This window comes from Synechococcus sp. JA-2-3B'a(2-13) (genome assembly GCF_000013225.1).
GTDB lineage: Bacteria > Cyanobacteriota > Cyanobacteriia > Thermostichales > Thermostichaceae > Thermostichus.
The window spans coordinates 1,910,763-1,933,907 of sequence record NC_007776.1 but is presented as its reverse complement, the minus strand read 5'-3'; the positions used below and the strand labels follow the sequence as shown (position 1 = coordinate 1,933,907).

At 58.0% G+C, this 23,145-nt stretch carries 22 protein-coding genes and 1 tRNA gene; 8 read left to right on the top strand and 15 right to left on the bottom strand.

Annotation, left to right across the window (positions count from 1 at the left end):
* Window positions 1-238 precede the first annotated feature (238 nt).
* From ribD to CYB_RS14880, 3 genes are all read right to left on the bottom strand, one after another.
* The gene (gene ribD, locus CYB_RS08785; protein ID WP_011433442.1) at window positions 239-1,351 is read right to left on the bottom strand and encodes a bifunctional diaminohydroxyphosphoribosylaminopyrimidine deaminase/5-amino-6-(5-phosphoribosylamino)uracil reductase RibD; all 1,113 of its coding nucleotides are present in this window, start codon (window positions 1,349-1,351) and stop codon (window positions 239-241) included.
* Between the two features lie 26 nt (window positions 1,352-1,377).
* Window positions 1,378-1,572, bottom strand: coding sequence for a hypothetical protein (locus tag CYB_RS08780; RefSeq protein ID WP_011433441.1), 195 nt, complete (start codon window positions 1,570-1,572; stop codon window positions 1,378-1,380).
* A 121-nt stretch (window positions 1,573-1,693) separates the two neighbouring features.
* A complete protein-coding gene (locus tag CYB_RS14880) occupies window positions 1,694-1,930 on the bottom strand; it encodes a hypothetical protein (RefSeq protein ID WP_148202738.1) in 237 nt (78 codons plus the stop codon).
* A gap of 273 nt (window positions 1,931-2,203) precedes the next feature.
* Between CYB_RS14880 and ppc the strand changes: the two genes are divergently transcribed.
* The gene (ppc, locus tag CYB_RS08770) at window positions 2,204-5,140 is read left to right on the top strand and encodes a phosphoenolpyruvate carboxylase (protein WP_011433437.1); all 2,937 of its coding nucleotides are present in this window, start codon (window positions 2,204-2,206) and stop codon (window positions 5,138-5,140) included.
* Between the two features lie 81 nt (window positions 5,141-5,221).
* Here the strand turns inward: ppc and CYB_RS08765 are convergent, their stop codons facing one another.
* The gene (locus CYB_RS08765) at window positions 5,222-6,025 is read right to left on the bottom strand and encodes a Ycf66 family protein (protein WP_011433436.1); all 804 of its coding nucleotides are present in this window, start codon (window positions 6,023-6,025) and stop codon (window positions 5,222-5,224) included.
* Between the two features lie 181 nt (window positions 6,026-6,206).
* Here CYB_RS08765 and CYB_RS08760 point away from each other — a divergent pair, with 181 nt between their 5' ends.
* Window positions 6,207-6,608, top strand: a complete 402-nt coding sequence (locus CYB_RS08760; RefSeq protein ID WP_011433435.1) for a hypothetical protein — start codon at window positions 6,207-6,209, stop codon at window positions 6,606-6,608.
* Window positions 6,609-6,992: 384 nt separating this feature from the next.
* On the opposite strand, the gene aroH is transcribed toward CYB_RS08760, so the two are convergent.
* The 6 genes from aroH to CYB_RS08730 form a co-directional block, all read right to left on the bottom strand.
* A complete protein-coding gene (gene aroH, locus CYB_RS08755; RefSeq protein WP_011433434.1) occupies window positions 6,993-7,367 on the bottom strand; it encodes a chorismate mutase in 375 nt (124 codons plus the stop codon).
* 103 nt (window positions 7,368-7,470) lie between these two features.
* Window positions 7,471-8,157 carry a V4R domain-containing protein gene (locus CYB_RS08750; RefSeq protein ID WP_011433433.1) on the bottom strand — a complete coding sequence of 229 codons (687 nt, stop codon included), beginning with the start codon at window positions 8,155-8,157 and terminating at the stop codon, window positions 7,471-7,473.
* 269 nt (window positions 8,158-8,426) lie between these two features.
* Entirely contained in the window at window positions 8,427-8,885 is a 459-nt protein-coding gene (locus tag CYB_RS08745) for a hypothetical protein (RefSeq protein ID WP_041436599.1), read from the bottom strand.
* A gap of 36 nt (window positions 8,886-8,921) precedes the next feature.
* Window positions 8,922-9,173: a hypothetical protein gene (locus tag CYB_RS08740; protein WP_011433431.1), complete on the bottom strand. Its 252-nt coding sequence runs from the start codon at window positions 9,171-9,173 to the stop codon at window positions 8,922-8,924.
* Window positions 9,170-9,853, bottom strand: coding sequence for a V4R domain-containing protein (locus CYB_RS08735; RefSeq protein WP_011433430.1), 684 nt, complete (start codon window positions 9,851-9,853; stop codon window positions 9,170-9,172). Before CYB_RS08735 ends, CYB_RS08740 begins: the two co-directional genes overlap by 4 nt.
* 323 nt (window positions 9,854-10,176) lie before the next feature.
* A complete protein-coding gene (locus tag CYB_RS08730) occupies window positions 10,177-10,395 on the bottom strand; it encodes an Hfq-related RNA-binding protein (RefSeq protein ID WP_041437389.1) in 219 nt (72 codons plus the stop codon).
* Between the two features lie 406 nt (window positions 10,396-10,801).
* Between CYB_RS08730 and gvpA the strand changes: the two genes are divergently transcribed.
* From gvpA to msrP, 6 genes are all read left to right on the top strand, one after another.
* Entirely contained in the window at window positions 10,802-11,020 is a 219-nt protein-coding gene (gvpA, locus tag CYB_RS08725) for a gas vesicle structural protein GvpA (RefSeq protein WP_011429717.1), read from the top strand.
* A gap of 289 nt (window positions 11,021-11,309) precedes the next feature.
* Entirely contained in the window at window positions 11,310-12,326 is a 1,017-nt protein-coding gene (gene gvpC, locus CYB_RS08720) for a gas vesicle protein GvpC (protein ID WP_011433427.1), read from the top strand.
* A 79-nt stretch (window positions 12,327-12,405) separates the two neighbouring features.
* On the top strand, window positions 12,406-13,290 hold the full coding sequence (gvpN, locus tag CYB_RS08715) for a gas vesicle protein GvpN (protein WP_011433426.1): 885 nt from the start codon (window positions 12,406-12,408) through the stop codon (window positions 13,288-13,290).
* Window positions 13,291-13,322: 32 nt separating this feature from the next.
* Window positions 13,323-13,667 (top strand): gas vesicle protein, encoded by a 345-nt coding sequence (locus tag CYB_RS08710; RefSeq protein WP_049749583.1) that lies wholly within the window; start codon window positions 13,323-13,325, stop codon window positions 13,665-13,667.
* Window positions 13,668-13,741: 74 nt separating this feature from the next.
* Window positions 13,742-14,161: an LptA/OstA family protein gene (locus CYB_RS08705; protein ID WP_011433424.1), complete on the top strand. Its 420-nt coding sequence runs from the start codon at window positions 13,742-13,744 to the stop codon at window positions 14,159-14,161.
* A gap of 324 nt (window positions 14,162-14,485) precedes the next feature.
* A complete protein-coding gene (gene msrP / locus CYB_RS08700; protein WP_011433423.1) occupies window positions 14,486-15,442 on the top strand; it encodes a protein-methionine-sulfoxide reductase catalytic subunit MsrP in 957 nt (318 codons plus the stop codon).
* 1 nt (window position 15,443) lies between these two features.
* Here the strand turns inward: msrP and CYB_RS08695 are convergent, their stop codons facing one another.
* The 5 genes from CYB_RS08695 to CYB_RS08675 all read right to left on the bottom strand — a co-directional run bounded on the left by CYB_RS08695 (window position 15,444) and on the right by CYB_RS08675 (window position 23,083).
* Complete coding sequence (locus CYB_RS08695; RefSeq protein ID WP_011433422.1) at window positions 15,444-16,637, bottom strand: RNA-guided endonuclease InsQ/TnpB family protein; 1,194 nt, start codon at window positions 16,635-16,637, stop codon at window positions 15,444-15,446.
* Between the two features lie 81 nt (window positions 16,638-16,718).
* A tRNA-Arg gene (locus CYB_RS08690) sits at window positions 16,719-16,792 on the bottom strand.
* A gap of 12 nt (window positions 16,793-16,804) precedes the next feature.
* Complete coding sequence (locus CYB_RS08685) at window positions 16,805-17,446, bottom strand: ribonuclease HII (RefSeq protein ID WP_011433421.1); 642 nt, start codon at window positions 17,444-17,446, stop codon at window positions 16,805-16,807.
* A 35-nt stretch (window positions 17,447-17,481) separates the two neighbouring features.
* The gene (locus CYB_RS08680) at window positions 17,482-19,653 is read right to left on the bottom strand and encodes an Rne/Rng family ribonuclease (protein WP_011433420.1); all 2,172 of its coding nucleotides are present in this window, start codon (window positions 19,651-19,653) and stop codon (window positions 17,482-17,484) included.
* 766 nt (window positions 19,654-20,419) lie between these two features.
* Entirely contained in the window at window positions 20,420-23,083 is a 2,664-nt protein-coding gene (locus CYB_RS08675; RefSeq protein WP_011433419.1) for a TIGR03960 family B12-binding radical SAM protein, read from the bottom strand.
* Window positions 23,084-23,145: the final 62 nt, after the last annotated feature.

Here is a 23,145-nt window from a genome sequence, read left to right as displayed (position 1 = left end):
TTTACAAGGCTCACCTCAGAAGAATCTTGATAGATTCCTATAGCTTGATTTTGCTAACCTTACCCAAATGTTATTGACTCCCCAGAACGCCGACTAGCTTAGCACAATTTAGCTCAATTCTGAACCCTATTGTGCAGAAATGTTGTGTTTTTCTGATGAGTATATCCATTTACATTGAACAGATATCAGCCTGTTCGTTCAGAAACCTGAAGCTCCCTGTATGGCAATCGAAAGCTGGTCACTTTAGTAGGCTACTGTGGCCAACTGAAGAGGAGATCTTTCCGATGATCAACCAGTTATCCCCCAAGGTCTCCAGCCGGGGCTCCACCAGTTGCCAGCTCTGGTTTACATCAGGGATCCCCTCCCCTGCTACCGGGGTTGGCGCAGCGGCTCCGCCTAGGATCTTGGGAGCGATGAAGGCGGCTACTTTCTGGATCGCCCCATCTTTGAGGGCTGCCCAGGCCAGCGTGCCCCCGCATTCCCAGAGGGCACTCAGACACCCCCGCTGAAAGAGCACCTGTGCCGCCCGCGAGGGGGTTACTTGGGGCAGATGCAGCAGCTCCACCCCCTGCTTGGCCAGGGATCCCCACAAAGGATGGGTTGCCACAGCTTCTGTGATCACCAACGTCGGCGCTTCTTCCACCTGCCACAGATGGGCGACGGGAGGTAGGTTCAGGGAACGGCTGAGGACCACCCGCAACGGCTGGGATCCCTGCAACTCCGCCAGGCGACAGGTGAGGCGCGGGTTATCCTGCCAAACGGTTCGGGATCCAACGATGACGGCATCATGCCAGGCCCGCTGTTGGTGTACCCACTGCCGCGCCGGAGAGTTGCTGATCCAGCGGCTGTGGCCGGTGGCGGCGGCGCTCTTGCCATCCAGGGTCATGGCGTATTTCAGCAGGCCGAAACACTGTTGCCGCACAATGGCGAAGGCAAACCCCTCGTTCAGCTCCTGGCACTCCCGCTCCAGCACTCCCACCGTCACGTCGATCCCCGCCTCCTGCAGGCGTCGGATCCCTTTGCCGGCCACCAAGGGATTGGGATCCTGCATCCCCACCACCACCCGCCGGATCCCGGCAGCTAGGATGGCCTCGGTACAAGGGGGAGTGCGCCCATAGTGGTTGCAGGGCTCCAGGTTGACGTAGAGCGTTGCCCCTCTGGCCAGGGATCCCGCCTGTTGCAGAGCCAACACCTCCGCATGGGGCTGCCCTGCCCCCGGATGAACGCCTTCCCCCACCACCCGATCCCCCTGCACGATCACGCAACTCACCCGCGGATTGGGAGAGGGACGCTGAGGTGTGGAACGGGCCAGGGATAGACACCGTTCCATCCACTGCTGATCCGAAATCATAAAATGGGCATCCGCTCCAGAGCGGCTCAAGCCGGTGACAAGGCTGCCAACTTGCGGTTGAAAGCTGCAATTGCCTTGGATTCTAGCTCTGCCACCTGCAATGCGTAGTCGCGGGCGCGGGCCTTTTGTTCGTTGCTAACAATCTCTCCCGAACGCAGGCGATCCAACAAATCGAAGGGATCCAACACCTCATCCATCGGGAAGCGGCCCAGATGAATCATGATCGGCAGGCATATTCTTCGCCAAGAATCAGAGCGGAAGTGAGCGTGGGTGATTCCCTCTCTCCCAGCTTGAGGGTGGGACGAGCCTTGCGGCCAACCACCACCTGGCGATGGGTCTCGATCACTGCTCTGGCCCGATCCAGATCTTGATTTTTCCAATCCACAGCCAGCCTGAGGCGGTGGGCGATGAAATCCGCAGTGGCGATGTAGAGCAGAGAAGAATCAAAGCATAAACCCGCGTCTGGGCAGTTGACGCCACCGTTGCACAAAACGCCGGGAAGGTGATCCCCGCCTCCACCACCGTGGTCACCCCTGAGCGGATCCCCGCCTCATCCGCCGGCAGACAAAAATCCCCCACCGACGTGAAAACCCAGTTGCCCGATCTCGTCCAATCCCTGGTCGGGATCCAGCAGATGTGCGTTGATAAACAGGGTGGCAGCCACCAGAACTCCTGTCAACAAGGCGTTAGACCGGTATTGCGGCAAGGTAAAACACTTTTTTCTTGCAATTTGTAGGCTCAACTACAAAATCCGACGCGGAGAAGACCGCAATCTGAGCGTGATACCTGCTACATCTGCCGTTTCGACAAACAGGCTCTAATATTGGGATGGTTATTCTAGGAGCTGCCTTCATGACCTCTTCCCCCCACCTGACCGCTGCAGAGGGGGCAGCGGGTTCTGCCAACGGGCTGAAGGAGGCATCCCTGTTTGGGGAACGGGATCCCTTGGCCCATTCCCTTCAAGTCAACGAAGCCTTCAACCGCAGGAACAACCTGTTGAACCGTCGCCTGCAATTGGTGGAAGAACTCTGGGAATCGGTGATCCTGCAGGAGTGCGGTCAGTCTCTGGTGGATCTGTTGCAGCGACTGCGTTCCATGTGTTCCCCAGAAGGACAAGCCCTGGAGTACCCGATCCCAGAGGTACTACAAATTATCGAGTACCTCAGCCTCGACGCCACCATCCAAACGGCACGGGCCTTTGCCCTCTTCTTCCAGTTGATCAACATTGTTGAACAGCACTACGAACGGGCAGAAGACTCGGACATGCGCATGGTGGATAGCCAACAACGTACCGTGCGAGAAAACGAAAAATTTGAACGGCTGTTCCCTTACCTGCGGGCTCAAGGGGTGCCGCCGGGCCTACTGCGCAGATTGCTGGAGCAGTTGCACATTCGCATGGTTTTTACCGCCCACCCCACCGAGATCGTCCGCCACACCATCCGCGAGAAGCAACGAGCTTTCTCTCGCTTGCTCAGCCAACTGGATTGGGCAGAACAAACCCAGCCTTTGCAGGCCCAGATGATAAAAGAACAGATGGCGGAAGAAGTTTTGCTTTGGTGGCGCACCGACGAGTTGCATCAGTCCAAGCCGACTGTTTTGAACGAAGTCGATTACACTTTGCACTATTTTGAAGAGGTGTTGTTTCAGGCCATCCCCCTGCTGCACGAGTACCTCAGCCGCAGCCTGAAAAAAGCTTTTCCCAGCGTCGAGCCACCGCCGGCAGGATTTTGCAACTTCGGCTCGTGGGTAGGCGGGGATCGGGATGGCAACCCTTCCGTCACCGCCGATGTTACCTGGCAAACGGCTCGCTATCAGCGCAACCTCATCCTGGGCAAGTACATCGAATCGGTGAAGGCTCTTACCAAAACCTTGAGCATTTCCCTGCACTGGGGGGATGTGGACAGCCAACTGCTGGATGCCCTTGAGCAGGATCACCGCCTCATGCCTGAGGTTTACGAATCGTTTTCGCTGCAATACCGCCAAGAGCCCTACCGCCTCAAGCTCAGCTACATTCAGCGGCGGCTGGAGTTGACGCGGGAGCGCAATCGCAACTTGGCCGACTCCGCTTGTTTGCCCACCCCTCCCCCTGTGGACAACGCCTATGCCAACGCAGAAGAATTTCTGGCCGACTTGCAGCTTATCCAGAAAAGCTTGAAAAACAGCGGCCTTTCCTGCCGTCAGTTGGATCATCTCATTCAACAGGTACAGGTGTTTGGCTTTCACCTGGCCCATCTGGATATCCGCCAAGACAGCAGCTACCACGAAGCCGCTCTCACGGAGATTTTCGAGTACTTGCGCATTTTGCCGCGTCCCTACAACGAGATGACGGAAGAGGAAAAAACCGCCTTTCTCCTGCAGGAGCTACAAACACGTCGGCCTCTGATACCGCTGGAGATCGCCTTTTCCGAGAAAACGGCAGAGCTGATCGCCACCTTTCGCACCCTGCGCCGCCTGCAGCAGGAATTCGGCTTGGCCATTTGCCAGACCTATGTGATCAGCATGAGCCGCCAGTTAAGCGACCTGTTGGAGGTGCTGCTGATGGCCAAGGAGGTGGGTCTCTACGATCCCATCAGTGGTCGCGGATCCCTGGCGGTGGTGCCGCTGTTTGAGACCGTCGAAGACCTGAAGCGGGCCCCGGAAGTTTTGCGGCAGTTGCTGGAGATCCCTTTCTATCGCCAGTACTTGGCTCAGCAGGGGAATCTACAGGAGGTGATGCTGGGCTACTCCGATAGCAACAAAGATTCCGGCTTTTTGAGCAGCAACTGGGAGATTTACAAGGCTCAACAACGCCTGCAGACGGTGGCCGAATCCTACGGGGTGAAGCTGCAGATCTTCCATGGCCGGGGCGGTTCGGTGGGCCGTGGAGGGGGCCCGGCTTACGAGGCCATCTTGGCTCAGCCAGGGCGCAGTGTGGGGGGCCGCATCAAAATTACCGAACAGGGAGAGGTGTTGGCCTCCAAGTATTCCCTCCAGGATCTGGCCATTTTTAACCTGGAAACCGTCACCAGCGCCGTGATCCAGGCCAGCCTACTGCGCACCTACCCCAACGATCTGCACGAGTGGTCGCGCCTGATGGAATCCTTGGCGGAGCGCTCCCGGCAGGTGTACCGTAACCTGGTCTACGAGCAGGAGGGCTTTGTGGAGTTTTTCCACGAGGTCACCCCCATTGAAGAGATCAGCCAACTGCAGATCAGCTCCCGTCCCGCCCGCCGCAGCGGTAGCCAAAAAGACATCGGATCCCTGCGGGCCATTCCCTGGGTATTCAGTTGGACGCAAAGCCGCTTTCTCTTGCCGGCCTGGTATGGGGTTGGCACCGCCCTACAAGAATACGTGGCCAGGGGCGAGCACAACCTCAACCACCTGCAGCACCTCTATCGCGAATGGCCTTTCTTCCGCATGGTGATCTCCAAAGTGGAGATGACTCTGGCCAAAGTGGATCTGCAAATAGCGCGTCACTACGTGCGGGAGATGAGCTCTCCAGAGCGTCTAGAGCGGGCGATGGAGCTGTTTGAGTGTATTGCCCAAGAAATGCACCGTACTCGCACAATAGTGTTGCAGATTACGGGCCACAGGGAACTGTTGGAGAACGACCCTTATTTGAAGCGCTCGGTGCAGTTGCGCAACCGCTCTATTGTGCCCTTGGGCTTTATTCAAGTCTCTCTCCTCAAGCGCCTGCGGGAGCGTCAGGGATCCCGCACCGGACGAACACGCTACGACCGAGCTGAACTTCTGCGTGGGGCTCTGCTCACCATCAACGGCATTGCCGCCGGGATGCGCAACACGGGCTGAGGGATCCAACCGGATTCACCACACCTCCCAAGCAAGGCTGGCGCTGTCCCTATTGAGTTTCAGAGCAGTGTCGAGAGCCTATCAGAACAGATCGTCATCATACTCTTCTGGCTCCACTTCTACTGGCTCTACTTCGACAACGCGGCGGGAAGGACGGCGGGGAGGTTCATCCGCGTAGCTTTCCCCTTGGTCTTGGGGCAACCGTGGGGGACGGCGGCGGGTAGCTGTACCTGTGCTGCGCTCTTCCTGCACATCCACATCCTCTGGATACTCTCCGGCAGGGCGACGGGGGCGACGGGCCTCTGGCGGCGGAGCCGGCTCATCGTAGTCGGTGTCCTGACGCGGGCGGACTCCTGGCTCCTCGTAATACTCATCCCCTTCGGGTCGGCGGCGTGGACGCACACGGGTATCGCCGGTCAGTTGGGGCCTGGGGCGACGGCTAGGATCTTCACCACTGCGCCCAGGAATGGAGCGACTGTAAGAGGATGTATCGCGGATACGGGATCCCTCGGCTCGAGTGGAAACCGTGCGTCCTTGGGCATAGCCATCCGGGGGATAGGTGCGGCTGAAGCCTTGCCGCCGAACGGTCGGACGAGCCCCGCCCACCTGCCGTGCTTTTTCGCTTAAGAGAATCCGCAAACGGAAGGTTTCGATGGCAAACCAGCCGGCCATCACCGCCAGCAACACCTGCGCAAAGAACAGCAACGGGATGAGCCGCTGACCTTCCAAGAGCAAGCAGACGGAATAGATCAGGCCCATCGTGGCAAAAATCACGTCGTACTCAGCGGAGGCCTCGCGCTTGATGAACCGAACCGCGAAGATGGCTCCACTGGCAATCGCCACCAGCGCTGCCATCAAAAAGTAGGGGCTTTGGGTGAGAAACATGCCAGGGATCCCTAAACGATGAAGACGGGAGAGCGTTGAGCCTTATCCATTCCACAGCCGATCCTAGCATTGATCCTCCTGGTGGCACGGACAACAAAACCCAGGTTTGGGTGTAGGGACGGGATCCCTCTTCAATAAAAGGGATCGGTGCTAAAATCGGCAGCATCTTCCTGCATGTTCCATGCTGTATCTGGCACGGGTACACAAAAAAAGTCTCTTCGGCCAGGGGGAGCTGCAGCTCTTGGCCCGGCAGGCCGAGGACGGTGTTTGGATGCCGCTGCGCAAGCCAGAAGGGGTCACCTGCAAAGAGGTTGGCCCTTACAACATTGGGGTGTTGCTGCTGGTTGAGCTTTCGGAAGAGCGGCAGGTACGGCGGGCGGAAGAGGCAGCCATGAAGCTGGTGGAGATGTTGCACAACCTATCCCGAACCCACAGTCTGGTGGATCTGTCGGAGATTGAAAGCTGGCGGCAATCCTTGACTCGGCAAAGCCAAGAGCTGAGCCGTCGCGAAGCAGAGGTGGCCGCTCGCCAAGAGCAACTGCAACAGTGGGAAAACCGTCTGCGAGAAAAGCTGTCTCCTTGAGCTCTCAGATCTACTCTTATCTTAAGTAGAGTCATTTTAAGCTAATTGAGAAGCCCCCCAAGTGCTCTGTGCCGCTGCCATCACCCCATCTCCTAAAAAGAAAGGGGAGCTGGATGGAAATGTTTCATACCTGTTTAAAATGACTGTAAGTCCAAGTAAGTCTATGAGTGAATCTGGATGTTCTGCGCCTTCCCAAATCAGTAGTGATACGACCCGGATCAACTTGAGTTAAGCCATTCTTTTCCCCCAGAATAAGCGGGGCAAATCCGGGATCCATCATGCCCCATGTTGCCCATGGCAACAGACTGTCCCACCTCCAGTGTAGAAATCCCCCGACTTTAGTCGGTGAGAGTGTCAACCCTGTGCTGGTGCTGTATGGATCGATCAAACAGTGCTGAGATCTGGCCTTAACTCGCGGGCACCTCGCAGATAAACATGCTGCATGTCCGCTTGAGCAAGTGGAGTATTCAACTGGATCAAAACCCGAATGCAACGGGGTAAGTCGCCGCTCACCTCCATCTGTTGCACATCCAACAGAGGCACCGACTCCCAACCGGGGCGACGACGAGCAAACTGGGCGGGAAAAGCTGCATTTAAATCAGGAGTAACGGAAAAAATAACGCTGACTAGTTCAGCTGGATCGAGGGCGTTGCGGTGCTCTAGCGTATCCAGCAGCTCAGCCACCGCCGCGCCAATGGCCTCGGCACTGTTTGTAGGTACGGTGATGGCTCCCCGAATTGCTCTGACTCGCCACCCCAATGGCCACACCCTCGCGCGCTTGAGCTCGCCTTGCTTCCAGAAAATTATACAGACTCATCCCTGTTGGGATCCCATCCCTCTGGGGAAAACCAGCCCCCATCGCCTAGCTGGGCTGCAGGAGCTTTTCCAGGATCTGCTCGTGGCTGAGGCCGGAGTCCACCCAGGCTTCTCCCTCTTTGAGGCGGGCAGCAGCGGTTACGACAAACAAATTGCTCTTCGCTCCCAGAGCCTCGCTGGCGGTTTGCACGCAGAGCAAATCCTGGCCGGTTAGCTGGCTAAACCAGGTGGCCAACAGCCCTGCCTCCAAAAAGCCCATCGGACGCTTGAAATGGGGAGGGGTGACAGCAGCGAAGGGGGAATTGCGAATCGACACCACCAGCACTCCTTGATCTTTGTAAGTCCAGTCGATCTCGATCAATCCCCAGCCATGAGCTTTCCAGGCTTGTCTCAGACTTTGCAGAAAGGTGCCCATCTCTAGCTCGGCCAAAGGCTTCTGGTAGTAGTCGGAGAGTTCTTGGGCAAAACGGCGGAAAAACTCCTTGCCCCACATCCGACCACAGTTGCGCAACACCAAACGAGCAGCCTGGCCGGTCTCGTATTCCAGGCCCGTGTAGATGCCCCGCAGCAATGCCTCTGGAAGGGCCAAGAGACGTTCACCGTGGCGACTTTCCAGTAAGCCCGATTCCAAATCGCTTCGCAGATAAGCGCTGGGTGTGTAGTAGTTGGCCAAAACGGGCGTGTAGGGATCAAAGGTGACTGAGCCATTGGAGATAGAGCTAGTGCCGGTCATAAGGGATCCCCTGGTTATCCAATCCAAGTCGTTATTGAGCTTTAAGCATCCAAATAGGAGCAGGGTGCAGTTGACAGTTCGTTGGTTGTTGAGCTGGGAGAACGGTTGTTTACGCTCCAAATCTTATGGCGATCCCTCCAGCAATTGAATACCCCTTGGGCAGATTTACTACAACGCTAACATTAACTCCAACGACACTGAAGTCTCCGGCTAGTTGAGATAGAGCGCTCTAGCACCGAAAAATGCAAAAAGCAAAAAAGTATCTAGCTCTAAAACAGCAAGGCCACCTGTACCTGGGTGATCAAAGGGCGGATAAACTCCAACTCTCCAGGAGCCAAATGGTCTCTCAGCTCTTGCTGGAAAATCCGATAGGCAACCTCATAAACCCTCTGCAGCCCGTACAGGCGCACCTCTTCCTCCATCCACTCGAGCAGCCGCTCTTTCAGGAGGTTTTCGTCCTGCAGCAACATGGCCATAGCGCTGTGACGCAGCAGCAACAGCAGGTGTCGCCGGCACAGATCCAACACTTGGGGAGAAAGGTCGGGCATCTCCTTTTGCAGGGCATCTAGGGTTTTACTCACCACCTGGCTCTCCCGTTCCCGCAAAACTCGGTACACATGTTGTCGTTTTGGCCAGCCGAGAACATAGGCCTTCAGATGCTCCAGCTCCTCTGGCTTGAGGTAGCGGGCTTCCGACTCGATCAGCATCTGCTCCAAGGGGCTTACCATCTCGCTTCTTCCGGATGTCAGTGGGTGCTAGGAGACTCAAAACAAGCTGAACAGATCTGCCAAGGTGATCTGTTCTTCTGCCGGCTCGGGTTCTGGTGCTGCCGACAGGGATCCCAGAGAATGCGCAGCCAAACTCAGGGGATCCCCGGCCCAGGGAATGGAGCCAAAATGCTCCTGCACTTGCAGAAAAGGCATTGGCAGAGAGCGCATCTGTAGGGGGCGGTTATCCCAATTTAGACGGGCAAAAAAGCTCTGCACCGAATCCTCTAAAGTAATCTTCCAGGTCATGCCTTAGCTACTCCCTGACCTGAACGCAATTTTTGGGCAATTTCACCAGCACTGGCCCCTTCGTTCAGCCAGAAGGCAGCCGCATCAATGCGATCTTTGCTGCCGAGCAAAAACTTGCAGTAGCTTTCCCCCATAGAATAGCACTGGATCTCGATGCAGTTGAGCTGCCGTTCCACCATGGTGCTAAAAAAGCCGGCAAACAATCCGGCGTAAAGATGACAGACAGGTTTGCCCACATCCCCCAGGGTGCGGGCCACGGCGGAGTCAAAGAGGTTGATGAAAATAAACCCTTGCCGCCGACTCTCGGTTTCTACCTCCCAGCGCCCCCATCCTTGCGAGGTCAGAGGCCACCACCAGGTTTCCAAGAGAAACATGAGATTACTCTGCTTGGGGTGGCGCCGATATTCCTCCTCAAACCAGCGGGAAAAATGGACAGCATCGTTGCGTCCCCACTCTCGGCCAATGGTGTACATCAGAGAAGCTGAGGCATCTCCCACTTCTTCTTCCAGGCCCTGCTGCAAGCCCAGAATAAAGTCTTCGCTCACCAAGACATTGCGGGCGCCCGTCCAGTCCACAAGGGATCCCTGGGAGAGATTAAAGCGGAAAAAGTCTTCGCGGCTGTAGTGGTTATGCCGTTGGGCGGCAGGCTGAAGAGGTATCTCAATGGGGGCAGTCGTCATGGTTGGGTGAGGAGAGATCAGATTTTTTAACACTCCTTATCATACCCTTCTTAATTGGCATTTTTACCAAAAAACTGGGTCTAAAGCCTCGTCCTCAAGGCCTACGGCCCGCTGACGCAGTTGCAACAGCGTTGCGGAGCAATGGGGGACGGCTTTGGGATAGACTCAGGGCGACGGCAGGGTAGTCAACCACTCCAAAAACCCAGCAGGAGTGGGTCAACTGGAGAAAACTGCCCTCAGAGGGAGACAGAAAAGCCCTGAGTTGTTGTAAAGATTTATTCAAAAATTGGGAAGAAGAGCTGTACAGGGATCCGGAGCAGTACTTAAGACTGAGGCCTGACCTTGATGAAAGCAATGGCAGACCGCCACAGCAGCGACTCCCGCCCCTCGGCATCGGCTAAACAGAGGCAATCGGGATCCTGCCAGCGCAACTGGCCGACGAAGACATCTCCGGTATTGAGTTTGACCTCGAGGGTTTCCCGATCCTTGATGACCTTCTGCAGGCGACGCACGCTCGGGATCCCGGTGTTGAAATCGGTCACGACAGCCCTATCAGCCAGCGAGAAACGGTATGTCAGCAAGCCCACTGCCCCCAGTATAGGGGATCCCTGCCGCTTCCCACTGCCCCTCCACCACACTTCCACAACTTGGGCTCAAAACTCGCCCTCATCTTTGCCCATTTTTTCTGCTGGCGAGTACTATGTAGGGGGGATGGCGCTTAGAAAAGCGGTAAACCTTTCGAGTTCGCCGTCTTTTTTAAGCGAATCTACGGGTGTTCTCCCCGAAAAAAGCCAGCACAATAGGGCTAGGGTGATAGAGGGTGCGGCTGTCGCCCTAGGGAAGGTGAATCCTCAGCTGGGATCCCTTCTACATGCCATTTTGCCGCCGAGTTGTCTGTCCTTTTCAACCCTCATCAGTATCAGCAGTATCAGTGCAGGAGAGATCGTTATGGCAGTAGAGAAAGTGAACTCCTCGTCCAGCTTGGCCGAAGTGATCGATCGCATCTTGGACAAAGGTATCGTGGTCGATGCCTGGGTGCGGGTTTCTTTGGTTGGGATCGAGCTGTTGGCCATTGAAGCCCGCGTCGTTGTGGCTTCCGTGGAAACCTACCTGAAGTACGCTGAGGCTGTGGGTCTGACGGCTACTGCTGCTGCTCCTGCCGTCTAAATCTGCCTAACCAAAATCACTCAACCAAGGAAAGTGCCCACAACCCTCTCGCCTTGAGCATCGCAATGGTTGGATGAGTTATGCTCTCTGGGCGGAGGCGTAGGAAGCTAGCCGTCGGAAAGCGAGGCAGGGATCCACCGCCGGTCTCTGCCTTGCTTCTGCGGGTTTTGTTCGAGGATTGAGTCTTGCAGCCGCACTGAGCTACAGGTTGGCAGTGCCATCCAGTTGGGAACAGGCAGAGAAGCTGTATCCACCCAAGCATTGAAAACGACGTGAGGGATTGGAGATCATGAGTTTGCAGGAACAATGGGCCATAGCTCGCAGCCGGCGGGTGACTCAAAACCGAAGTTTGTTAAGCCGATCCCGGCAGCAGCGCCTAGAGCAGCACCAAGCCCTGATGGTTGAGCTGGGGCAGCGCCGCCAGCAACGACAAGAAGCAATACGGCACCAGACGGAGCAAACCCGCAGCCAATTGCAGAAACTGAGGCAGGAGCGGGCTGTGAGGCGATCCCTGGACGAATGCTCCCGTTCGGAAGCGGCGGCTCAGCGGGCCAAGTCGGTGGCAGAGAGTCTGGCTCGCCTGGAGCAGGAACGAGCTGCTCAATTGGAAGTCAGCCGGCAGCAATTGCAGGCTTTCCGGGCTAACTTGACTGCGGCTGTGGAGCATTTGCTGAGCACCTATACGCAGGCTCGGCAGGCGATGGCCGACAAAACTCAGCAAGCGCGGCAGTCTTTTTGCGCCGATTTGCGGCAGTGGGTACAGGCTCTCCGGCAAATGGCTCGACAGGAGCTGGCTCAGATGGCTCAGGAACAGCAAGCCCAGGCCCAGGCCCTACGGAGATCCCTGGCCACTTTCCGGGCGGAGTTGCATAAGCAGGTGTGGGGCAATGGGATCCCTGACCTCATCCCAGAACCTGAAGTCTCCACTTCCAGTGCAAGCTCTAACAGTGCCGTTGCGACTGCCGGTGAGACTGCTTCCGACTCAACGCCTGTAGCCGAAGGTCAAACCCCGGTGGAGCCGTCCGCCCCGGTCTCTGTTTCCCAACCCCCAGGGGGTTTGACAACGCTCGAACCCCCTGAAGTTCCGCCTACTGTTGAGAAACAGGTGGATCCCATCCTTGACTATGTCAACAAGTATGTGAGTGATCTACAAGCGCAGGATCCCAACTTGACCCTGCTGCAGGTAATTGGGGATCGGGAACGGGTGCGGGATTTGTTGGCCCGCGGCGCGGTGGATCTGGGGTTGGATCCCTCGGAAATCTTGGCTACGCTGCGGCGCATGGTGTCGGGGACGGTCGCAGTTTAGTTGAACAGAGCGCAGGAAGAACATCCGAGCTATAGTCAAGGCAAAAGAGTCCAGGGCAGCAAAGAGGTTGGGTATCTCTATGGCCACAGTTCTGCAGGCGCGTCCCCGCCAGTTCGTGAACACCCCCTACATTGAGCGGATTACCCGCCGCGCTTTGCGCTATTTGCAATCGGGCTTTGCGGTGCATTTGCGGGGGCCTTCGGGTACGGGCAAAACCACTTTGGCGATGCATCTGGCCAGCCTGCTGGGCCGCCCCATCATGCTGATCTACGGGGATGACCGCTTCGATTCTTCCGACCTCATCGGGGGGCGCACCGGTTTTACCCATCGGCGGGTGGTGGACAACTTCATTCACTCGGTGGTGAAGACGGAGGAGGATGTGCAGCAGCGCTGGGTGGATGCCCGCCTCACCTTGGCTTGCCGAGAGGGGTTTACCCTCATCTACGACGAGTTCAATCGCTCCCGCCCTGAGGCCAACAATGCTCTCCTGAGTGCCTTGGAGGAGAGGCTGCTGGTGTTGCCGCCGGACAGCAACCGCTCGGAATATCTGCGGGTGCATCCCCAGTTCCGGGCCATTTTTACCTCTAACCCGGAGGAATATACCGGGGTTCACAGGGCCCAAGATGCGCTGCTGGATCGGATGATCACCATCGATATGGGGGAGCCGGACATCGAGACCGAAAAGGAGATTCTCACCTCGCGAATAGGCTTATCCGGCCCCGACGCCCTCAAGATCGTCCACATTGTGCGGGCTTTTCGCCGCAAGTTGGATCTGACGCGCCACCCCAGCCTGCGCAGTTGTTTGATGATCGGGCGCATTGTCAAGGAACATGAGCTGGCAGTTAGCAAAGAGAATGCCGATTTTCGCGCTTTGTGTGCGGATGTGCTGTTGCCCCGGGCTGGCAAGCGCTATGAAGAGGGATCCCAGCTGCTGAATTATCTGCTAGACCAACTGCCTGGCTGAGTCTTTTGCCTGTTGGTACACTTTGGAGGTCGATGAACTCTGTGCCGATTAGCTCTCAACCCTTGACCACGGCTACTCACGGCTCCTCGCTGGCCGATGTGTTGGAGCGGGTGCTGGACAAGGGCATTGTGATCGCCGGAGACATCACCGTTTCGGTGGGCAATGTGGAGTTGCTGAATGTGCGCATTCGCCTGCTGATTTCTTCGGTGGATAAGGCCAAGGAGATCGGCATCAATTGGTGGGAGTCGGATCCCTATCTCAACAGCCAGGCGCGGGAGCTGCTGGAAGCCAACCGACAGCTCATGCAGCGCGTTGCCGAATTGGAAAGACAGCTTGCCCAAGCTCTGCCCCAGGGGGGAAAGGGAACGGACCCATAGGCTGCCCCCCGCCATTGTGACCTGGATTGACGGGCTAGACTGGCTGCTGGGGTGGTTTGACGGGGTGATGGGGCATGGCTTTGGAGATGGCGTTTGACCGGAAGGGTTGGCAGCGGCTAGGGACGCTGGGCTGGGCTGTGGGTGTGGTGCTGGCCCTTGGAATCCCGGCTTGGGGTCAGAATCCCCGTGCCATCAGCATCAGCGCCGATGTGCAGGAGGCCAACGCCAACACAGGGGTTTTTACGGCCATTGGCAATGTCACCCTCAGTTTTCCTGCCGAGCGGCTTACGGCCCGCGCCCAAAGAGCTGTGTATTACAGCCAGGAGCAACGCATTGAGCTGGAGGGCCAGGTCATCATCAACCAAGGGGAGAATCAGTTGCAAGCGGAGAAAGTCATTTACCACATCGACAAGGGCACCATCCAGGCAGTGCCATCGGCAGGGCGGCAAGTGGAGTCCATCTACGTTTTGCCGGAGCCCAGCTCAAGTCCTTAGCTGATCCCCACACTTTTTTCCAGCAGCACGGACTCAGCCAACACGGCTATACCGTGATTTCGTCACCGATCATCCCAGCCTGCAGGGTTTCCCTCACCCCCAACCCCTCTCTCAAAAGGAGAGGGGAGCCAGGGACAGACATAACAAATCGTTTCATTGCTGTTTGAAATGACTACATTTGAAATGACTACACATGGGGCAGCGCTGGAAACGAGCTCGGGGAATGTCGGCTTAGATCCGTTTAGGATGTAGTAATTCATTTAGGATGTAGTAGTTCGGGCGGCAGACTTTTTCCCTGACTCTGAATCAAAGGATGGCTGATGGATGTTCGGGATCCGAGTTCCTCGCCCCTGGCAACGAGAGGCACAGGTCACTCCAGAAGAGATGTTTTTCAGCCGGCGGCAATTTCTAGCGCAACTGGGATCCGTTGGGGTGGGAGCCAGTTTTTCTATTTTTGGGTTTGGCAGCAGGGGATCCGCTCCCTCGGTAGAACGAGAGCTGACGGGGATCCCACTCAACCCCCACTTTTCGGATGTGGGCAGGCCCGTCACCGAGGAGATTGTAGCTACTCGTTACAACAACTTTTACGAGTTTGGCTCCGGCAAGCGCGTCTGGCGGGCTGCACAGGCTTTGCCCACGGATCCCTGGACTGTCGAGATTACCGGGCTGGTGCGGCATCCTCAGCGGTTGGGCCTGGAAGATCTGTTTAACTTCCCCCTCGAAGAGCGCATCTATCGCTTTCGCTGTGTGGAAGCCTGGGCGATGGTGGTGCCGTGGTTGGGCTTTCCGATGCGGCTGTTGCTGGAACGGGTGGATCCTTTGCCGACGGCTCGATTTGTCCGCTTCACTTCCTTTTACGATCCGGAAATTATGCCTGGCCCAATCTGGCCCCCCAACTTGCCTTGGCCCTACACGGAAGGGTTGCGGATCGAGGAAATGGCTAACGAGTTGGCCTTTTTTGCCCTCGGCGTTTATGGCAAGCCGTTGCCCAAACAGCACGGAGCGCCAATTCGCATGGTGGTTCCCTGGAAGTATGGCTTTAAAGGGGGAAAATCCATCGTCAAAATCGAGTTTTTGGCCCGTCAACCCTCCACGTTTTGGAATACCCTCGCCCCTGAGGAGTATGGATTTGAGGCCAATGTGGATCCTAGGGTGCCCCACCCCCGCTGGTCACAGGAGCAGGAAGTCTTGATCGGTTTCGGATCCCGTTCCCAGTGGCAAATCGTTCCCACCTTGCCCTACAACGGGTACGGAGAGTATGTTGCCCACTTATATGGGTAAACTACCCGACCCTGACTGCTTCGCAGTACAGGGCGGGCTTTCGGTAGCCCTGCAGTTGGCAAGCCAACCACGAACCTCTAGGCTGGTTTACGGCAGCCCCCAAAAGCGCAATCACCTTCGCACCGTTAAAATCCGCATCCCCTTCCCAACCGCAGTGCCCGCATTTGAACTGCTTACCCTTGCGATAGGATTGAGCGGAGTCGGGATGAATATGCAGGCACTTGTGGCAGATCTGCGAGGTATAGGCCGCAGGGACAGCTACCACTTTGACACCCGCCCTCACAGCCTTGTATTCGATAAACCGCCGCAGCTGGTAGAACGCCCAGCTATTGCTACGCCGCCGCTCCTCACGACTGCGGGGGTGTTGATTGGTGCGTTCTCGAATGCCGCTTAAGTCCTCAATGGCAATGCAGGCAGAAAGAGATTTTGCTGCTTTAACGATGCGCTTAGCGATACTGTGGTTCACCCAAGCTTGAAAGCGTCTCTCCTTACCAGACAGCCGTTGCAGCAGTTGACGGCATCGCCGCCTGCAACTGCGGGTGCCCTTACTGGCCTTGCGCTGAAGAGACGCTCTTAACCGACAGTAGTGATCTCGGACTTTGTTCAGCTGCTGTCCATTCCAGTTGTCTCCTTCGGAGGTATGTGCAATGTCTCGCCGTCCCAGGTCAACACCAATCACCTTGTCGGTGTTCTGTTGCTTGGGGGGCTCTGCCTCGACACAAATCTGGATGGAGTAGGAGCCGTCTTTGCGCTGGACTAGGGTGGCCGATTTGGGGTTAGAGCCAGCCAGCATTCCCCTCTGGTAGTTGCCAATGGCTGGCTCAAAGCGTTCTCTTCCATCAACCGTGGCAAGCGACACTGTCCAGTCTTTCTCGCGAAACGAGAAGATACGTGCATCGTAGGTAACGAACCTACGCTTGAACTCTTTAACTGGACGGTTGCGCTGTCTCGCCACTTTGCGAGCGCCTGCCACCCGTCTGCAGACCTGCTGGGCCAGATTACTGGACAAGCCAAACCGAGCGCGAATCTGGTAATAGCAAAGGGATTGGAGTTTGACTGCGTTGACTACTTTTTCTGGTGTGTTTTGGTTGACCCAGTTCAACGCCTGCACAAAGGCATCCATTGTCGCATCCAACTTTGCGGCCTGGGACTGGGACACCTTGAGTTTGCAAGCTACAGTCAGGACTTGGGTCATGGTTCTATCATAACTTCCGCATTCCTCCCGACACTGACCCTACGGGTACAGTGCGGGGCTCCTGCGATTTCTAGCTGAAGACGCCCACGAAAGGATTCGAACCTCCGACACCTGGGACCGGAACCCAGTGCTCTAGTCCACTGAGCTACGTGGGCAATGCAACTGCACTAACCATCATATCTGCTGACTTTCAGTTCTGCCAAGGGGGCAAAGCTGCGGCGGTGCTGCGGGGTGGGCCCCAAGTTCTGCAACGCCAGTCGGTGCTCCCGCGTGCCATAGCCAGCGTTGGTGCGCCAGCCGTAGCCGGGGTACTGCCGATCCCAGCTCTGCATCAAGGCATCTCGCCAGACTTTGGCCACAACTGAAGCAGCGGCAATGGAGAGGCTGATGTGATCCCCCTTGACCAGGGCCGTTTGCCGGGATCCCAGCTCGGCCAGCGGCAATCCATCCAGCAAAATGTGTTCGATTGGATCCAACTTGGCCAAAGCCCGCTGCATGGCTAGCACCGTGGCCTGGCGAATGTTGAGCCGGTCGATCTCAGCAGCAGAGGCACTGCCAACGCCCACAGCCAAAGCCACCTGCCGAATCCGTTCCGCCCATTGAGCGCGTTGCTGCGGACGCAGTTGTTTGGAATCCCTCACTCCCTCCAGTTCTTTGGGATCCATCTGGGCGGGCAAAATTACCGCCGCCGCCACCACTGGCCCAGCCAGGGCTCCCCGCCCCACCTCATCCACCCCCGCCACCCGCAGGATCCCCTGCTGCCAAAGGGATCCCTCCCAGATCAAACTCGGCCTTGCCCGCTCCACCATACTCCCATGCCTGCCCCTGGGCTTGAGAGCAGCGCCTAACTGCTGCGGGAGCGCCGTCGCCTGGAGGCTGCTGGAGATTGCTGGGCAGGGCTGATCCCCAGTTCCGCCGCTGGCTCGGCCAAGCTGCTCTGCACGGCTGACGGGAACGATTCAGCAGAGGAGATTTCGGGTTCCGAGGGTTCGGGTGGAGAAACGGTATCCAGCGGCTCCTTCTCCTGCAAGGCATCCGGTTCGGGCGCCAACTCCTCCGCCTGAGAAGTTGCCTCAGTCTCCACCTCTGGGCTACTTTCCACCTCGAGAGTTCCCGGCAGAACCACCCTAACCGCCGTGTCTCGGCCCCAAGGCGGCGGCTGGTCAAGCAGCAACAGCGGCGACAGCCCCAACTCCGAGTAGACCCGTTGTTGTAACGGGGTCATCTCCACGGTGACGGTTTGCCGTACCGGAGCCGGACGGCCTTCTGAGGACTCCGTCCCGCTGGCGCGAACGGTGCGGGCTGGGGAAGTGTGATCTTTGCGTGAGGCGGATTCTGCCTCTTCCCCAGGGCCAGAACGGCGGGGTTCTTGACGCTTTAGGTCTGCTCCGCCCCCTGGCAGTTGCATCGGCTCTGGGGCTTCCTCTTCTACAGGAGTATCCAGGCTCCGGGCAACGAGGCGCTGGCCAGTGCGGGGATCCCCCCAGTCTTCACGGGGACGCTTGCGTCCCGTTTCAACCCGTGGCTCTTCCTCCAGATCGTCTGAAGTCGTAAAGGGATCCGGGCTGGGGCGTCGTTGTCCGGGGGCAGAGCGCGACCGCCGCAGCAGCGCACGGCTATCGCCTCGAGACAGCCCATCGCTCCCCACTCGCAGGCGTGCCCGTTGGGGGTTGCCATCGCGGGGCAGGATCGGGCCGGCCTCTTCCTCATCCCCTCCTTCCGCCTCGGTGGGTAGCGTTACCGTCAGGCCGCTTTCTATTGTTAACAGATGCCCTGGCTCGGCCCCCGGCAAGCGGGCTAGGATCCCCAGCCCCTCACAGGTGGGGCAAGAATAGCCGAAGATCTCGTAAAGGCTTTGCCCCTGCCGTTTGCGGGTGAGCTCCACCAGCCCCAATTCCGACAGTTGGACCACCTGTGGGCGAGCTTTATCGCTGGAGAGGGCCTTGTTAAAATGCTCCAAAACCAGCAACTGGTCGCGGCGGGAATCCATATCGATGAAGTCCACCACAATCACACCGGCAATGTTGCGCAGCCTCAATTGGCGGGCAATCTCGGTAGCCGCCTCACAGTTTGTCCACAGCACTGTCTCCCGAGAAGTGGCCGATTGGGTGAAGGAGCCCGAGTTAACATCAATTACCGTCAGGGCCTCGGTGGGCTCGATGATGATGTAGCCACCAGAGGGCAGATCCACCCGTGGCCGCAGCGCCTGCCGAATGACCGCGTTGACCCGAAAATACTCCAGAATGGGGGTGGGCTCGCGGTGGGCATCGACAACGACACCGGGGGGCATTTGGCCCTTGTTCCAGCCCTGCAGATAGCTACGGACTCGCTTCGCTCCTGCCGCAGAGTCGGTCACAATACGGTTCACATCGTCGGAGTAAACATCCCGCAGCACCCGCTGAATAAAGTCGTCATCCCGGTTGAGTAGCCCCGGCCCCCGTGCTGCCTGATACTGCTGTTGAATATCTTCCCAGAGTTTCTTCAATTGCTCCAGGTCGTCGATCATCGCTTCTTCGGACACACCTTCCGCTTCGGTGCGCACCAACAGGCCCATCTGCGGGGGTTTAATCAAAATGGCCAGCGACTTCAAACGGTTGCGTTCTTCTCGATCCTCGATGCGGCGGGACAGATGAACGCCTTTTCCGTAGGGTCGCAACACCAAATACCGCCCTGGAAAGGCCAAATCTCCGGTAAGCCTTGGCCCTTTGTTGCCGGTAGGCTCTTTCATCACCTGTACCAGCACCTTTTGCTGCGGCAAGACCAGCTCAGAAATCGAGGCATGACTTCGCTTGAGGCGCAGCGGGCCCAGGTCGCTGACGTGGATAAACCCATTGCGCTCTGCAGGGCCGATGTTGACGAAAGCGGCATCGATGCTGGGCAGAACGTTCTCGATGATTCCGACGTAAACGTCTCCCACTTGGTGAGCGCCGCTGGCGACGATCAGCTCTTGCACTTGATCTTCGGCGAAGACGGCTGCCACGCGATGTTGCTCGGCAATGACAATCTGCCTGGGCATTAACTTCCCTCCCCGCCCCAAGGGCACGCGGTTACGGATTGAACCCTCGTTCTGGCGAGGTGTTGTCCTTTTGCTGGGATCTGCTCAAGTTTCTTTAACCAGGATCGAGTCGTCATGGGGCTGTCCATTACCCTCAGCTCTGCTTTGACGCTTGGCTTTGTTTCCTCTCCAATGGGTGAGGTGAGTTTAAGTGCATGTGAACTACCCAATGCTGGCTCTGGTGGGTACAGCGGGGGGCTTCTGCTGATTGGAAGGAAAACTCATCGGATGGGATGAATGGATTCGGTGAGGTTTGCATGGAGATTCATGGATGGGCTCAATCGATAGGCTCAGGGAGCAAGACGGCTCCGCCTCGGGAGATCGAACGCTGGCCCATTGCAGAACCCCAGTTGTGCGGCCCAGCCTGTTCGCGAAAGCGTCGCGTAGCGATAGTCCACAACAAGACAGGGTTTGCGCGCGGAAAGAAGCACCTTCTCAGGGTAAAATTTTCTGGTTAGATCTGGGCTAGGTCGAAGAGGCACACTTTTCTGTTGCACCTATCGACTCGACCCCATCACGCCTGTTACCTGCCCTGGGTACTGAGTTAAGAGTGTCTCCATTCCAGAATCCGGCCCAGCTTTTGCCTGCTGCTCACCCCGCCCTTGGTCAAGTTGATGCTTGGCGAGCCCCACAGCGGCAGGAGCCAGCAATAGCAGCATTATAGCGCTTGTGGGATCCCTCAGCCCAGACAGACCCTTAGCCCTTGGGTTGCTCCCAGAGGAAGTGCTCAATCTGGATCGGCTAGGGGGTTCTCCCACAACAGGCGCAGCCGCTTTGCCGTCTGTAGTGTCCAGTGGGGCAACCCCAATGACTCGGCCATTTGAACCAGATGGGTGGGCCGCAGGTAGGCACCGTCGTTGCGGCAACTGCCCCGGTAAAGGAGGCAAGCGCTGCCCTCGGGGGTCAGGCCCTGAAACTCTAGGTAGTAAAGCAGGGCGCGGGCATTGAAGGGAGAGGACTTGCCAGACTTGGAGGTTTTTTCAATCCAGATTTCCTGCGCGTCTAGGATCTGGGTGACCCAGGCAGGCCAAGAGGACTCCGTCCCGCTGCCGTGAACGGCTTTGGGCAACTCGCAGCTCACCGTGAGCTGATATTCGGCGGCGTAAACGGCTGCGGTGGCCGAGGGATCCCGAAGGCTAATTTCTTGGACCGCTTGGATGGGGATCTCCGGGGGCAGCTGTTCGCTCAGAAGGGCGCGCAGTTTCTCAGGCGTCAGAGGACCTTCAGGCCGATCCAGCAGCTCCAGATCCAGGATTTCGCCGTAGCCTTCCTGGCCGATGGGCAGAGCGTTGGCGTTGGCCAGGCGGGGCATGGGGTGGTAGCCGCCGCTGAAGGCCAGAGGTAACCCCGCTCGCCGACAGGCCCGTTCCCACAGGCGCATGAGATCCAGGTGGCCCAGCCAGCGCAGATCCCCGATTTTGCCGTAGGTGATGCGGAAACGCTGGGCAGGTGGCTCCGGCTCCAGGGGATCCGGGGTGGGGGTGGGTTTGCTCTGCAGGGGCGGGACGGGCGGAGGGGGAATGACGATGTTGTGGCCGAAGCCGGGGCCGCAGATGCCGCAGGCGGAGCAGCCCTCGAAGGAGCAGTCTTCCACGGTGAGGGCTTCCAGGGCGCGGCGGTAGTCTTTTTGCAGCCATTTTTTGTCGATGCCGGTATCGATGTGATCCCAGGGCAAGGGATCCTCCAGGCCCAATTCCCGGATGGGGAGATGGGCGCAGAGGGCGACCGGATCGGCGGCAGGATCCACCTCTTCGCCGCAGTAGGCCCTCACCCAGGCAGCATAGGCGGTGTCGATGCTTTCCCACCAGGCATCCATGCCGGCACCGGCCCGCCAAGCCCGCTCGATCATCTGTCCCAGGGAGCGATCCCCTTTGCCGATGAAGTCTTCCAGGATGCTGAAGCGGATATCGGTGAAGTGGGCTTTGACGCCCCGCAGCCGCCGCAGCTCCTTCTGCAGCAGGGCCTGCTTCCGCTGCACGTCGGCATAGTCTACCCGGTGCCACTGGAAGGGGGTGTGTGGCTTGGGGGTGAAGTTGGAGAGGGTGAGGGTAAATTCCACCCGCTTGCGACCCAGGGCTGCACATTCTCGCTGCAGCATCTCGACGGTGCGGGCGATCCCCAGGACATCGGCGTCGGTCTCGCCGGGCAGGCCAATCATGAAATAGAGCTTGATTTTGTCCCAGCCCTCTTGGACGGCGGTGCGAATGCCGCGAATCAAGTCGGCATCGGTGAGGCCCTTGTTGATGATGTCCCGCAGCCTTTGGGTGCCAGCTTCGGGGGCAAAGGTGAGGCCGGAGCGGCGGGATCCCTTCATGATGGCGGCAATTTGCTCATCAAAACGATCCACCCGCTGGCTGGGCAGGGAAAGGGCAATGTGTTCTCTGAGGAGACGGTTGTGCAGCTCCGCTCCCACCGCCGGCAGGGAAAGGTAGTCGGAGCAACTGAGAGAAGAGAGGGAAAATTCGTTGTAGCCGGTCTTGCGCAAGCCCTGCACCACAGCCTCCACCACTGCTTCCGGAGCCACATCCCGCGCTGGGCGGGTAAGCATTCCCGGCTGGCAAAATCGGCAGCCCCGTGTGCAGCCCCGCCGCACTTCCATCACCAGGCGGTCGTGGACGGTTTCCACCAAAGGCACCAGGCCGACGGAGTATTGGGGTTGAGGCAGGGCCACCCGACGGCGGATGCGCTCCGGCACCCCAGGCACGATGGGCCGCGGTGGGATCCCTTCGTAAAACTGGGGCACGTACACCCCCGGCACCTGGGCCAGCTCCAGCAAGACCTCTCGGCGGGGCTTGGACAGGGATCCGGCCAGCACTTGGCCAATTTCCGGCAGCACCTCTTCCCCATCTCCGAAGACGAAGAAATCGAAAAAGTCGGCAAAAGGCTCTGGGTTGGAGGTGGCGGTTGGCCCACCGGCAAAGATCAGAGGGCACTCTTCCGGGGTAAAGGGCTGCCGCTCCCACCACTTGAGCGGGATCCCGGCCAGGTCCAGCATCTCCAGGATGTTGGTGCCCCCCAGCTCGTAAGCCAGGCTGAAGCCAATGATATGGAAAGCGCGCAGAGGGCGGCGGGACTCCACGGCAAACAGCGGGATCCCCAACTGCCGCAGGCGGGCCGCCAGATCCGGGCCTGGCAAGTAGGTGCGGTCACACAGTTGATCCGGCTGGGCGTTGAGGATGTTGTAAAGGATGAGGTGGCCTAGGTTGGAAGCTCCCACCTCGTACAGCTCTGGATAGCTCAGCACCCAACGCACCCGTGCCGAATCCCAAGGACGGTGGACGGCGCCAAACTCTTTGCCCAAGTAGCGGGCTGGCCGCTGAATCTCAGGGGTGAGCAGGCAATCCAGATCGATGGGACTCAGATCAGTTTGCGCAGTAGCTGGAGAAAGCATTGAGATCCGCCGAGACGTTGACACAGTCACTGATCTGACTCTAGCCGAACTTTTCCAGCAAC